13 protein-coding genes are annotated in these 12,992 nt (G+C 41.2%); 11 read left to right on the top strand and 2 right to left on the bottom strand.

The window, feature by feature from the left end:
- Nucleotides 1–236 precede the first annotated feature (236 nt).
- The 4 genes from T515_RS08790 to T515_RS08775 all read left to right on the top strand — a co-directional run bounded on the left by T515_RS08790 (nucleotide 237) and on the right by T515_RS08775 (nucleotide 3,583).
- Complete coding sequence (locus tag T515_RS08790; RefSeq protein ID WP_036609928.1) at nucleotides 237–1,271, top strand: aldo/keto reductase; 1,035 nt, start codon at nucleotides 237–239, stop codon at nucleotides 1,269–1,271.
- 28 nt (nucleotides 1,272–1,299) lie between these two features.
- On the top strand, nucleotides 1,300–1,851 hold the full coding sequence (locus T515_RS08785; protein ID WP_036609926.1) for a chromate transporter: 552 nt from the start codon (nucleotides 1,300–1,302) through the stop codon (nucleotides 1,849–1,851).
- Between the two features lie 61 nt (nucleotides 1,852–1,912).
- Nucleotides 1,913–2,467, top strand: a complete 555-nt coding sequence (locus T515_RS08780) for a chromate transporter (protein ID WP_036609922.1) — start codon at nucleotides 1,913–1,915, stop codon at nucleotides 2,465–2,467.
- A 36-nt stretch (nucleotides 2,468–2,503) separates the two neighbouring features.
- Complete coding sequence (locus T515_RS08775; protein WP_036609919.1) at nucleotides 2,504–3,583, top strand: Gfo/Idh/MocA family protein; 1,080 nt, start codon at nucleotides 2,504–2,506, stop codon at nucleotides 3,581–3,583.
- 18 nt (nucleotides 3,584–3,601) lie between these two features.
- Here T515_RS08775 and T515_RS08770 read toward each other — a convergent pair whose 3' ends face one another.
- A complete protein-coding gene (locus T515_RS08770; RefSeq protein WP_036609916.1) occupies nucleotides 3,602–4,459 on the bottom strand; it encodes a DMT family transporter in 858 nt (285 codons plus the stop codon).
- Nucleotides 4,460–4,858: 399 nt separating this feature from the next.
- On the opposite strand from T515_RS08770, the gene T515_RS08765 reads away from it, so the two are divergent.
- The 3 genes from T515_RS08765 (at nucleotide 4,859) to T515_RS08755 (ending at nucleotide 7,116) form a co-directional block, all read left to right on the top strand.
- Nucleotides 4,859–5,074: a helix-turn-helix domain-containing protein gene (locus T515_RS08765; protein WP_036609911.1), complete on the top strand. Its 216-nt coding sequence runs from the start codon at nucleotides 4,859–4,861 to the stop codon at nucleotides 5,072–5,074.
- Nucleotides 5,074–6,357: a HipA domain-containing protein gene (locus T515_RS08760; protein WP_036609909.1), complete on the top strand. Its 1,284-nt coding sequence runs from the start codon at nucleotides 5,074–5,076 to the stop codon at nucleotides 6,355–6,357. Before T515_RS08765 ends, T515_RS08760 begins: the two co-directional genes overlap by 1 nt.
- Nucleotides 6,358–6,459: 102 nt before the next feature.
- Complete coding sequence (locus T515_RS08755) at nucleotides 6,460–7,116, top strand: CRISPR-associated endonuclease Cas3'' (RefSeq protein WP_036609907.1); 657 nt, start codon at nucleotides 6,460–6,462, stop codon at nucleotides 7,114–7,116.
- Between the two features lie 348 nt (nucleotides 7,117–7,464).
- On the opposite strand, the gene T515_RS08750 is transcribed toward T515_RS08755, so the two are convergent.
- The gene (locus tag T515_RS08750) at nucleotides 7,465–8,436 is read right to left on the bottom strand and encodes an AraC family transcriptional regulator (protein ID WP_036609904.1); all 972 of its coding nucleotides are present in this window, start codon (nucleotides 8,434–8,436) and stop codon (nucleotides 7,465–7,467) included.
- A gap of 252 nt (nucleotides 8,437–8,688) precedes the next feature.
- On the opposite strand from T515_RS08750, the gene T515_RS08745 reads away from it, so the two are divergent.
- The 4 genes from T515_RS08745 (at nucleotide 8,689) to T515_RS08730 (ending at nucleotide 12,865) form a co-directional block, all read left to right on the top strand.
- Nucleotides 8,689–9,936 carry an L-rhamnose isomerase gene (locus tag T515_RS08745; protein WP_036609900.1) on the top strand — a complete coding sequence of 416 codons (1,248 nt, stop codon included), beginning with the start codon at nucleotides 8,689–8,691 and terminating at the stop codon, nucleotides 9,934–9,936.
- Nucleotides 9,937–10,037: 101 nt separating this feature from the next.
- Nucleotides 10,038–10,895: a rhamnulose-1-phosphate aldolase gene (gene rhaD, locus T515_RS08740; RefSeq protein WP_036609897.1), complete on the top strand. Its 858-nt coding sequence runs from the start codon at nucleotides 10,038–10,040 to the stop codon at nucleotides 10,893–10,895.
- 90 nt (nucleotides 10,896–10,985) lie between these two features.
- Nucleotides 10,986–12,536, top strand: coding sequence for a rhamnulokinase (locus T515_RS08735; protein ID WP_036610038.1), 1,551 nt, complete (start codon nucleotides 10,986–10,988; stop codon nucleotides 12,534–12,536).
- Nucleotides 12,537–12,547: 11 nt separating this feature from the next.
- Entirely contained in the window at nucleotides 12,548–12,865 is a 318-nt protein-coding gene (locus T515_RS08730; protein WP_036609895.1) for an L-rhamnose mutarotase, read from the top strand.
- The last annotated feature ends 127 nt before the right edge of the window (nucleotides 12,866–12,992 follow it).

Here is a 12,992-nt window from a genome sequence, read left to right as displayed (position 1 = left end):
ATAGCCTGACCTGATTTATTCGCTGTCCATCATTGTATGAATGGCAGAATATGTACGTATCCCTGACAAAATGGTATTATTAATTCAGTGCTGATTTTTATGTTTATTATATCATGGATGACATAGGAAGGAAGCTGCAGGAAGGGAAAGCAAGGAACTATGGACATCAATTGGAAAAGGGTTATTTTTATGAAACGAACATTAAATGGGTCTTAGTTCTACAAGGAGAGAAGTGTATGAAAAATGTTGTTTTAGGAAGAACGGGAATTGAAGTGCCGCAGAACGGTTTTGGAGCATTACCGATTCAGAGAGTATCCATTGAAGAAGCCATCAGGATTCTCAGAAAGGCTTATGAAGGAGGCATTCGCTTTTTTGATACGGCAAGAGCTTACAGTGACAGTGAAGTGAAACTTGGAGAGTCCTTCGGAACAGGATATGTGGACCGGAAAGATATATTCATTGCCTCAAAAACCAAGGCGACTACGCCGGAGGAATTTTGGAAGGATCTGGATACGACACTTACAAATCTTAAAACGGACTATCTCGATATCTATCAGTTCCATATGATGAATACCTGCTACAGACCGGGAGACGGAAGCGGCATGTATGAATGTATGGAGGAGGCAAGACAAAAGGGCAAGATACGTTTTATTTCCGGTACTGCTCATAAGTATGGAATTGCCAGGGAACTTATCGAATCGGAACTGTATGATACGGTTCAGTACCCCATGAGCTATCTTGCTTCTGAAAAGGAAATAGAACTCATAGAGCTTGCCAATGAGCACAACATAGGATTCATCTGCATGAAAGGCCTCGCCGGAGGACTTATAACGAATTCAAAGGCAGCCATGGCTTTCATATCACAATTTGATGGTGCGGTACCGATTTGGGGAATCCAGAGAGAGTCTGAGCTTGATGAGTGGCTTTCATATATGAATGAGACACCTGTCATGAACGACGATATCTTTCAGTTTATCAAAGCCGAGCGTGATGAACTTATGGGAGAATTCTGCCGTGGATGCGGCTACTGTATGCCATGTACGGTTGGTATAGAGATTAATAACTGTAACAGAATGTCGTTAATGCTCAGACGAGCTCCAAGTAAGAGCTGGCTCAGTGATCATTGGCAGAAAGAAATGGAGAAGATCGAGGACTGTGTGAATTGCGGAGTATGTATGACGAAGTGTCCTTATGAGCTTCAAATTCCAACGCTTTTAAAGAAAAATTTGGAGGATTATCGTGAGGTGCTTAAAGGGAACAGAACGGTTTGACAGAGCCTGAACATTGTAGGGAGAATACATGCTGGAACTATTTTTGACTTTTGCGAAGATCGGGTGTTTTACCTTCGGAGGGGGATACGCCATGATCTCTCTTATTGAGGACATTTGCGTTACAAAAAAGAAATGGATAACTCATGATGAGATGATGAATATGACAGTTATAGCTGAATCAACTCCGGGCCCTATAGCCATAAACTGCGCAACCTTTGTGGGATATAAGATGAAAGGTCTGAAGGGTGCGTTTGCGGCAACTATAGGTGTCATACTTCCGTCATTTCTGATTATCTATGTGATTTCCTGCTTTCTGGGTAATTTTATGGAAATAAAAGTAGTGGCAGATGCTTTTCGCGGAATCAAGCTTGCGGTTGGACTTTTGATATTTAATGCAGGTCTCGGCATGCTTTCCAATATGAAAAAGAAGCTTTTTCCGCGTATCATTTTTTGTACATCCATGCTTCTGATGCTTTGTTCTGAATTCCTGGGATTTAAGATTTCTACTGTTGTCATGATGATGACGGCGGGAGTCATTGGACTGATATATAATTATGTTTCGGAAATGAGGAAACACTGATTCTGATTGTAACCGATGAAAGTTAAATAACTTTTGACATATACAGAAAAGGGAGAGACATTTGATATATCTTCAATTATTTTTAGGGTTTTTACAGATAGGAATATTCGCTTTTGGCGGGGCATATGGTGCTATACCTCTGATAAGGGATGTGGTTATGACCTACGGGTGGCTGAGTGAAGATCAGCTCACTTACATGATAGCTGTCAGCGAAAGCACCCCGGGCCCCATCATGGTAAATATGGCAACTTACATTGGAAGCAGTCAGGCGGGAGTCCTTGGAGCTGTCATAGCAACAACGGCCGTTGCTATTCCATCATTTGTCATCATTCTGATCGTATCAACCATACTGAAGAATATTACGGATAACCCTGAATTTCAGGCGGTGCTCAGGGGCATCAAGCCATGCATCGTAGGAATCATCCTATCTACCGGACTTTATATGATTATAAACAACTGCAGGATGGATGGTGGCCTGAATCGTGTAAATATAGTGATAACCATCATACTTATAATGTTTATTCTTTTGCATAAACGCTTCCTGAAAAGAAAAGCATCACCGATACATCTGATAATTTTTGCTGCAGTGCTGGGAGTGGCATTTGGCAGAATATAAATAATTACAAGACAGTGCGCTGGAAGGAGAAATCTTTTGGGAAAATACAGATTTGTTATTGTCGGAACAGGATGGAGAGCTATGTACTATGTGAGGATTGCAAAAGCGCTTCCTGATGTTTTTGAACTATGTACCATGCTCTCAAGGAGTGAAGAAAAAGCCAAAAGGATACGTGATGAATACGGCATATCCTGCACGACTTCAGAAGAGGAATGTCTTTCCCATAAGCCGGATTTTGTGGTGGTTTCTGTAGCAAAGACTGCAGGTGCGGAAACAGCTATGCATTGGCTTGATAAAGGCTGTACGGTACTTCTGGAAACACCGGCAGGAATTGACAAAGAAACACTTTTGGAACTAAGCAAAAGAGATGAACAGGGACAAAAGCTTGTGGTGGCGGAACAGTATATCCGATATCCGCAGTACAGTGCCCTTCTTAAGCTTGTGAAAAAGGGAATCATAGGAGAAGTCAATTATCTCAATATTTCACTGGCCCATGAATATCATGGAGCGAGTATCATGAGGGCGTTGCTTGGAATTAATGCTGACACCGGATTCTCGGTTTATTCCAGGACATACACTTTCCCAACGACAGAAACATTAACAAGATACGAAGAGATAGTGGATGGAAGAGTATCCGGGAAAAACCGCACTGTGGCTTTATTTGAGTTTGAAAATGGAAAAACCGCAGTATACGAGTTTGATTCCGAACAGTATCGTTCTCCTATCAGGAAAAAGACTTATAAACTGCAGGGAGTCAGAGGGGAGATAATAGATAATCATGTCTGTTATCTTGATGCGGACAATCGTGCTGCAGAAGCTGAACTGGAAATTGAGTCCCGGGTCATTGAAACAAACGATTCCAATCCGAATCTTCGTTATATCAAAGAGATCAGCAGGATTTCTTTCCGGGGAGAGGTTTTGTATGAGCCTCCTTTTGGACTGTGCGGTCTTTCTGATGATGAAACTGCCATTGCGATGCTTATGAAAGAAACTGCTGAATACTCAAAAGGCAGCTGCAATTCCCCATATCCTTTACGGGAGGCTCTTCTTGATTCATATATGGCTATAATGATGAGAGAATCTCAGGAGCAGGGCAGGATTATTTTCAATAAATAACAGGAATACTTTTGTTTCCTAATGACGTTGATTGTACATGTACATCACTATGGCTGCACCTATGATCAAGCAGTAACCGACTACACTAAATACATCTGGAATGTCTCCAAACAGAAGGAAGCCAAATGCTGCGGCCCAAAGCACCTGAGTATAATCATAAACGGATATTTCCTTTGATGGTGCATGGCTGTAGGCGGCGGTGACTGAGAACTGTGCGGCTGTAGCTGAGGCTCCTGCAAGGAGTAGCATGGAGAGCTGGTGCAATGTCATAGGATGGAAGTTAAGTGCTATGTAAGGAAGTACTGAAAGGCAGGAGAATGCCGAGAAGAACAGCACGATGGTGGCACCTTTTTCACCCCGAAGCCCTGCAAGTCTTACAAGAGTGTAGGCAAGCCCTGCCGTGATTCCGCCCATGAGACCTGAAACAGAACCTATGAGATTTATGTTGTCGGGAGAAGGTTTTACTACGAACAAACATCCTGCAAATGCCAGCAGAATGATAAAGATATGTACGGACTTCAATTTTTCTTTCAAAATGAAATATGAAAAGATAAGAACCATAAAAGGAGCCATTTTGTTCAGGATGGAAGCATTGGCCAAAGGCAGATGGTCAACGGCATAAAAGTTGCAAAGGATTCCGATGGTACCAAAAAAGGATCTTCCCAAAAGTACTGGAAGGTTCTTTTTTTGAGGATGAAATCCTTCACCGCTTTTCAAAAGCATGAATAAGGCTACAAATACAGCCACCAGATTCCTGAAGAAACTTTTCTGTATGCTTGGAACGTCTCCTGAAAGACGTACAAATATATTCATGAGATTGAAGAAAAATGCTGATGAACAGATGTAAAGAATTGCTTTTGATTTCTTCTTTTCCATAAGACCTCCGGAATGATATACAGTGGGCTGTAAGTCGTTCTTGAATATATAATATGTACCCACTTCATTATTGATGCATAATGATGTTTATTAGAAATGCATCATCTCATTATATCAAAAAAACTGAAAAAGTATAAAAAGCTGATAATGTCTGAGGATAGGACTTGAATTAGTTGAACGACTAAGTTATTCTTAAAGCAAGAAGATATTAGTCGTTCGGCTAAATAAAGTATATTCAAACCGCAATATAGCCGAACGGCTAAATTGTGCATAAAATAGAGAAAGAATAGCTGTCCGGCAAAGTTCATATTCTTTGAAACTATACGCTTGCTGACTATATTTTCTGAAAACAAATAATGTAGATTACTATAATGGCGTTAGAAACCGGAGAAAAATCAAATGAAGATAACAGACTCAAGATCCTTTGGAACAGCTTTGCGTGAAAGAAGAAAACAGTTGGGGTATACTCAAGCGTATATTTCGGATTTTACAGGATTCAGCATCAGTTTTTTATCGGAACTCGAAAATGGAAAGAAAACTATTCAGCTTGATAAAGCTATTCAGGTAGCCATGCTTCTTGGATTGAATATAACAATAGAAGCCAGGGGGGAATAATGAGAAATCTTGATGTGTTTATAGAAATTCATGGAAAAGAGTATTATGTCGGAGGAATTCATGGAAATAATGTTATGGATGCCTCATTTAAATATGATCATGAATATTTAAATAAGGGACATGCGATTTCTGTGATGCTTCCACTGAGAAAAGAGATGTTCAGTCCAAGTGAAACAAGCTGTTTTTTTGAAGGGTTGCTTCCTGAAGGATTCAGTAGAAAAAGCGTGGCAGCATGGCTACATGCAGATGAAAATGACTATTTGACTATACTTGCCGGATTGGGCAAGGAATGCCTTGGTGCAATAAGGATAGAAGAAGCTGGTAGAAACGAAGTAGATGACCCGCAATATGAGCTGTTAACGGCTAAACAAGTTAAAGAGCTGGCGGCTGAAGGTGCAACAAAATCTACAGAATTATTAGTAAAGTCACATCTTTCTTTGACCGGGGCATCGGGCAAGGTTGGACTATATTATAATGAAGGACGATGGTTTCAACCTATTGGTACTGCTCCAAGTACACATATTGTCAAACAAAGCCATGTCAGATTAAAGCATATAGTTGAAAATGAACAGCTTTCACTTCGAACGGCTGCACATTTAGGGATACCAACTATAGATAGTTTTATTGTAAATCATGGAACTTATCAGGATTCTGAAATACTGCTGGCATCAAAGCGTTATGACAGAAATATTGAAAATTCAGTGAAAAGTATCGATGGAATGCCATGTCCGTTACGTCTCCATCAAGAAGATTTTGCACAAGCATTGGGAATACCAGGACAAAGAAAATATGAATCAGTTGGTGACGGATATTTAGAAAAAATATTTAATCTTATACGAAAAAATTCCAATAATCCGCTTCGTGATCAGATTTTATTGCTGGATATTTTGATTTATGATGTTTTGATCGGAAATACAGACAATCATATAAAAAATTTATCTTTACTCTATTCGTCTGATTTATCCGGAATAGCACTTGCTCCGGCATATGATCTTGTTTCTACTATGTTGTATAAAGAGTCTACAGCAGAAATGTCTATTGTTATTGCCGATGAAATTCTTTGGGACAGGATAAATAAAGATACATTTATAGCAGCATCACCGGAAATGGGCATATCAAGTAAAGTTATCGAAAGAGAGTACAAAAGATTAGTTGAGAAATTTCCTGTTGCGTTGGAAGAAAGTATGAAGGAACTAAGACTTGAAGGATTTTTGAATATTGATGAAATTGGTCAAAATATGATGAGATTATATGAAAGTGTTGTTTTGAGGAAAAGAGGCTGAATTCAGTCTCTTTTTTTTATGGCAATATGCAATGTGCACAAATTTAGCACCGTTTAACCCTGAACGTGTTATAATGTTTACAACATTACTAGTGAGGTAAATATGTCCGAAGAATATCTAGCCCATGATAATCATAATGGAAAAACAGAAACATTGTATGAGCACCTTACGAAAGTGTCTAAGACTGCAGGTCAATATGCGGCTGAATTTGACAATAGTAAAATTGGTGAACAGATTGGATTACTACATGATTTAGGAAAGCATACTGTCCGGTTTCAGAATGTCCTTAAAGGGAAAGAAACAAAGATAGATCATGCAATAGTTGGTGCGATTTATTACTATGGTTTAAAAGGATTTATTGATAGTAAATTCATGAAGCGTACTATTGCCGGAATTATCGCTGCTCATCATTCTTTACTAAGATGCAAAGAAAATGATTATCTGATTACAGATGATTATGAATATATCACATCGGATTCTTTCAAAAAAATAGCTATCGCCTGTAAAAAAGAATGGGATGACATAGATGACTATGTCAAAAGTAATAACCTGTTGTTACCAATAAGCAAAAATGATCACTTTGATGTAAAGTCAATGTCAAAAAATGAAAAAGAATTCTATACAAGAATGCTTTATTCTTGTTTGGTAGATGCAGATTTCACAGAGACAGCTTCTTTTGATGATCCTGAGTACAGAGATATTTCAGAAGGTGCAAAATTTGTTGCTGAAGAGTTGATAGGTAGCAGAATCCCCTCGTGAGAGGGGAAGTATTGAAATCCCACGAATAGCGCACTTTGTTTTGTATAAATTTAAATCCCCTCGTGAGAGGGAGAGTATTGAAATAACAGAGGCATTAAAGGATCTGAAGCAGGTAATGAACCCCCTCGTGAGAGGGGAAGTATTGAAATTTAGAGGTATCATATTTTACAGGTCTCCAAAACAGAATCCCCTCGTGAGAGGGAAAGTATTGAAATAAGTCACAGATGGAAGCAGGATAAGTTCTTAATGAACCTCCTCATGAGAGGGAAATTGTAATTATTATGGAGAACTCAAGCGATGGAAATGAAATAGGCGATATGTAGTAAAAACTGTACCATCAAGAGCAATTCATGATGAAACTCTAAACTCTCTAGGTGACATTCCGTAAGTCATTTTAAACAGACGATGGAAATAAGATGTATTTTCATATCCAATATTGTACGAAATGTCTACGGTTGTAAGCTCTGTATTCTTCAAAAGATATGCGGCGGTCTTCATGCGTTTATCCATGAGAAGGTACTTGAAGGTTTTTCCGGTGTTCTTTTTAATGATGCGTCCCATAGTATAGATGTCGATGCTGTTCTTTTCGATAAATTCGGAAAGGGCAGCATTTTTATATTCTGTTTCAATGTAGTTAAAGAGCTTTATCATGAGTTCCTGTTCAAAAGAATTTTCCGGAAGGCAAATGTTTACATCCTGCGAAACCAGATGTTCGAAAAGAAGTGCCATGGACTGCTGCGCCAGATTTCTTTTCTGTTCGGGATTTTTTATCATCAGCCATATAAGGTTTTCCATAAGGTTCTGGACCGGAAGCAGGCCATGCACCTGAAAATACAGGTAATTTCCCCCCATGTCTTTATCAGTCAGGCAACTGATAAGAAAATCTCTCAGGGGATTGTGGTCTTCGGATAATTTCGGCAGTACCGAATCGAAAAACTCAGGACGTATCATGAAGTTCACAGCTATATCATCTCTTCCGGCGGGATATATCTCCTGGGTTGCATGCTGGTTCATGAAAAGAAGATCCCCCTCCCGGAGAGTGATGTCCTGTCCGTCAATGACATGCCTGGTAGAGCCCACACACATATATACGAATTCTATATAGTTGTGGCTGTGTTTCGGGAAATGTACAAATCTTGTGTGTGGGCGAATGTCTATGAGTTTACCGTTATCCAGCACCTTCCGGTGATCGATGACGGTATTTTTTTCGCCTTTTTCCGGGGCATAATAAAGAGAACGGTCAATAGTCTGATGACCGTTCAGGAGTTCCATTTCTTCTGATGTCAGGTAAGAAAGCTGTTCAAGTATTTCCGGGTTCATAAATCTCCTTTTTGCGGTCTTGATATGTGACAGTTCAGTCGGCTTACGTATGAAGAGCTTGATGCCCTCCGAATCATCCCTGCATATGCCTGCTGAGCCGTAACATTAATATATCTCAACAGTATACGCCGATATGACTCGATATGCAAATCAGGACGTAAAACACTTCAATCAATGACCTTAAACAGCAAAAACGAAACATATATACTATGAATATAAATGATGACGTCAATTGAAGGGAGATATAAATACATGAATCAGAGATTTGAAACAGCAAAAGCAAAATATGAAGCGGTGGGAGTGGATGTTGATAAGGCTATGAAGGAAGCCGGGAGAATAACATTATCCATGCACTGCTGGCAGGGGGATGATGTACGTGGTTTCGATCAGAAGGGACCTCTTTCCGGAGGAATCCAGACAACAGGAAACTATCCTTACAGCGCACGCACTCCTGAGGAGCTTTTTCAGGATATAGAGAAGGTTTTAAGTTACGTTCCGGGTAAGCAGCATAAGCTGAATCTTCACGCCTGCTACGCAATCTTTGAGGATGGCGAGTGGGCAGACAGAAACAGACTTGAGCCGAAGCATTTTAAAAAGTGGGTGGAGCTTGCAAAGAAAAACGGACTAGGACTTGATTTTAATCCAACATTTTTCAGCCATCCTCTGGCAGAAAGCGCAACACTTTCTTCTGAGAATGAAGAAGTACGCAAATTCTGGATTCAGCATGGCATACAGTCTCTTAAAATTTCTGAGTATCTGGCAACAGAAACCGGTGTGCCATGTCTCATGAATATTTGGATCCCTGACGGTTTCAAGGATATCCCGGCTGACAGAAAGGGACCTCGCGCAAGACTGAAGGATTCCCTGGATCAGATTTTAAGCACTCCTTACGACAGTGAGAAGGTTAAGGTATCCGTTGAGTCCAAGGTTTTCGGTATCGGAATGGAGTCTATGACCGTGGGTTCCCACGAGTTCTACATGAACTATGCTTCACGTAACGACATTTACTGCCTCATCGATACCGGTCACTTCCATCCGACAGAAAATGTTGCAGACAAGCTTTCATCAATGCTTCTTTTCGATGACAAGGTTGCACTTCACGTTTCCCGTCCGGTTCGCTGGGATTCAGACCATGTTGTTCTGTTCAATGATGACCTTCGTGAGCTTGCGCTTGAAATCGTACGTAACGGCGCCGACAGGTTCTTCATCGGAATGGACTACTTTGATGCATCTATCAACAGAGTTTCAGCCTGGACAAACGGTATGAGAAATATGGAGAAGGCGCTTCTCTATGCATGCCTCACCCCGAATGAGAAGCTTAAGGAGCTTCAGGACAAGCGAAACTTCACAGAACTTATGAGCTTAAGAGAAAGAGTGAAGACTCTTCCTTTCGGAGACATCTGGGACTGCTACTGCGAGAAGCAGGGGGTACTTAAAGAGGATGAGTGGTTCGAGGACTGCAGGAAATACGAATCTGAGGTTCTTTCGAAGAGAGTCTGATTTCGATTGGGAATAATGCCTGGCACCTTTGGTTTTTAATTTAAGGTGCCGGGCGACTATGTGCTGATTTAAGAATAATGGATTTTGGGGAGATATATAAAATGAAAGTAACAGATTCAAAATTATTAAAAGGTTTTACAAGAATGTGTCAGGACGGTTTCAATCAGGGCTGGCATGAGAGAAACGGCGGAAACTTAAGCTACAGAATGAAAGATGAAGAAGTAAAGGATCTTGAGGAAAACTTCAGTTTTGATGCTGAGTGGAAGGAACTTGGTACAGAGGTACCGACTCTCAAGAATGAATACTTTATGGTCACAGGATCAGGAAAGTATATGAGGAACATGCAGACAGCACCGGAGGAGAACCTTTGCATCATCCGTCTCGATGAAACAGGAACAAAGTATCAGATCGTCTGGGGTCTTGTGGATGGCGGTAAGCCGACTTCAGAACTTCCTACACATCTTATGAATCTTGAGGTTTGCAAGAAGAGAGACGAGAACATCAGAGTAGTTTACCATTGCCATCCTACCAATGTCATCGCTCTTACCTATGTGCTTCCCCTCAACGACAGAGTGTTCACCAGAGAGATATTTGAGATGGCTACCGAGTGTCCTGTTGTGTTCCCTAAGGGAATCGGTGTTATTCCATGGCTTCTCTGCGGAGGAAAGCTCATTGGCGAAGCCACTGCGAAGGTTATGGAGACAAAGGACTTTGCGGTGTGGGCACATCACGGAGCATTTGCCTGCGGAACCGACTTTGACATTACCTTCGGTCTCATGCATACGGTTGAGAAGGCTGCAGAGGTACTTGTAAAGGTAATGTCTATGACAGACAGAAAACTCAGCACCATTACACCTCAACAGTTCAGAGAGCTTAACGAGCCCTTCGGAATCGAAATTGACGAGCAGTTCCTGTATGAGAGAAAGACCGGATTTATCGGGGAAATGCCGCAGGACTAAATCAGATTCTTGAAATAAATGCGTCGGCTCTTTCTTAATCCGGGAGCTGACGTATTTATGTACAGAACAACTATAGGATTGGTATATCAAATGAACGAAGAAAAAATTTATTATCTTGCAGTGGATATCGGTGCATCCAGCGGAAGACATATACTTGCACATCTTGAAAACGGAAAGATAGTTCTGGAAGAGATGTACAGATTCCCAAACGGCATGGATGAAGAAAACGGACATAAGGTATGGGATACGGAAAGACTGTTCCGTGAGATAAAGACGGGTATGAAGAAGTGCTGTGAGGCCGGCAAGATTCCTGTTTCCATGGCTATAGACACCTGGGCGGTGGATTATGTACTTCTGGATGAAAATGATGAAAAGCTTGGACCATGTTTTGCATACAGGGACAGTCGTACCGAGGGGCAGGATTCGGAAGTGTATAAAGTGATTTCCGAAAAAGAGCTTTATGACCGGACAGGCATACAGAAGGCCATTTTCAATACCATCTATCAGCTTAATGCAGTTAAAGAACAGCATCCTGAATGGCTCCGGAAGGCCGGGAGTTTTCTCATGGTGCCGGATTATCTAAACTTCCTTCTTACAGGAGTAAAGAAGCAGGAGTATACCAATGCTTCAACCACTCAGCTTCTGGATGCAGTTAGCTGTTACTGGGATAGGGAGCTGATAAAGAAGCTGGGATTTCCTGATAAGCTGTTCGGTGAACTGTCCATGCCGGGAACTGTTGTTGGCAATCTCCTTCCGAAAGTTATCGAAGAGGTTGGCTTTGACTGTAAGGTTATCCTTCCCGCCACCCATGATACCGGTTCTGCAGTTATGAGTGTTCCGACCGTTTCAGAGGATGTGCTTTACATATCTTCCGGAACCTGGTCACTTCTTGGAACAGAGCTTCTTGCCCCGGAACTTTCAGAGGAGGCTCATGATGCCAACTTCACCAACGAAGGCGGCTTCGATCACAGATTCCGTTTCCTTAAAAACATCATGGGACTTTGGATGATACAGTCAGTTCAGAAAGAACTGATTGCTGATTACGATTTATATATTGAAAAAGCTTATGAGGCATCCGGCCCCAAGATGCAGGATAAACGGGAGAACGCAGGAGAATCCCATAATTCGGGCGATATCTTGGGAGAAACAGAAGAAATAAGCATAGAAGATGCAAAGAAATATTTCAGCTTCGCAAATCTATGCGCAAAAGCCAAAGAGGCTTCCATCAACTCTGTAGTCGATGCCAATGATTCAAGATTCCTCGCCCCCAAATCCATGATAGAAGAGGTAAAGAAGGCCTGCCGTGAATCCGGGCAGCAGGTACCGGAAACGCCATGGGAGATAGCGAGAGTCATATATCATTCCCTTGCTGTATGTTATAAGAAAGCAGTGAAGGAAATCGAAGATATAACAAAAAAACGGTATGAGACTATTCATATCGTAGGTGGCGGTTCCAATGCAGAGTGGCTGAATGAGCTTACTGCAAAGGAGACCGGACTTAAGGTAATCGCAGGTCCCGGAGAGGCTACAGCCATCGGAAATATAGGAGCTCAGATGATAGCGTCCGGAGTATATGAAGACCTTTGGATGTTCAGAAAAGCTGTGTCTGAATCCTTTGATGTAAAGTGTTATGAGAGTTAAAAGGAGAAAAAATGGAAAGAATGGCATGGAGAGGCCGCATCAAACCGGGATGCAAGGCAGAATATATAAAGCGACACAATGAAATCTGGCCGGAGATGGTGGAGGTTCTGAAAAAGGCAGGCATAGTAAACTACACCATATTTGCGGACGGAGACGAGCTTTTCGGATATTATGAATGCGAAAAAGGCGTGGTCTATGCAGAGAGAACCCAGGCAGAAAGTGCGGTGGTTGAAAAATGGAATGAGTATATGAAAGATATCCTTGAACTGGTCATGGACCCTGTAACCGGTGCACAGCCCAAGCTGGAACCGGTATTCAGACTTGATTGACCAATTTAATAAGTAGATGTATAAGTTATAAAGAGACGGAGATAGTGGGCATGGCTGCATCCTCTATGTTAATTGTTTATCAATAAGTACAATTCAAAACGTTGAAACCCGATTTTGAGAGGTTTAA

It is taken from the genome of Oribacterium sp. P6A1 (genome assembly GCF_000702885.1).
Lineage (GTDB): Bacteria > Bacillota > Clostridia > Lachnospirales > Lachnospiraceae > Oribacterium.
This window is presented reverse-complemented; position numbering and strand designations above follow the sequence as displayed.

Bases quoted from the DNA above. Each gene is read 5' to 3' on its own strand.
- T515_RS08730 (WP_036609895.1), top strand. From the start codon at position 12,548: ATGGAAAGAATGGCATGGAGAGGCCGCATCAAACCGGGATGCAAGGCA.
- T515_RS08760 (WP_036609909.1), top strand. From the start codon at position 5,074: ATGAGAAATCTTGATGTGTTTATAGAAATTCATGGAAAAGAGTATTAT.
- T515_RS08755 (WP_036609907.1), top strand. From the start codon at position 6,460: ATGTCCGAAGAATATCTAGCCCATGATAATCATAATGGAAAAACAGAA.
- T515_RS08745 (WP_036609900.1), top strand. From the start codon at position 8,689: ATGAATCAGAGATTTGAAACAGCAAAAGCAAAATATGAAGCGGTGGGA.
- T515_RS08765 (WP_036609911.1), top strand. From the start codon at position 4,859: ATGAAGATAACAGACTCAAGATCCTTTGGAACAGCTTTGCGTGAAAGA.
- T515_RS08735 (WP_036610038.1), top strand. From the start codon at position 10,986: ATGAACGAAGAAAAAATTTATTATCTTGCAGTGGATATCGGTGCATCC.
- rhaD (WP_036609897.1), top strand. From the start codon at position 10,038: ATGAAAGTAACAGATTCAAAATTATTAAAAGGTTTTACAAGAATGTGT.
- T515_RS08750 (WP_036609904.1), bottom strand. From the start codon at position 8,436: ATGAACCCGGAAATACTTGAACAGCTTTCTTACCTGACATCAGAAGAA.
- T515_RS08785 (WP_036609926.1), top strand. From the start codon at position 1,300: ATGCTGGAACTATTTTTGACTTTTGCGAAGATCGGGTGTTTTACCTTC.
- T515_RS08770 (WP_036609916.1), bottom strand. From the start codon at position 4,459: ATGGAAAAGAAGAAATCAAAAGCAATTCTTTACATCTGTTCATCAGCA.
- T515_RS08790 (WP_036609928.1), top strand. From the start codon at position 237: ATGAAAAATGTTGTTTTAGGAAGAACGGGAATTGAAGTGCCGCAGAAC.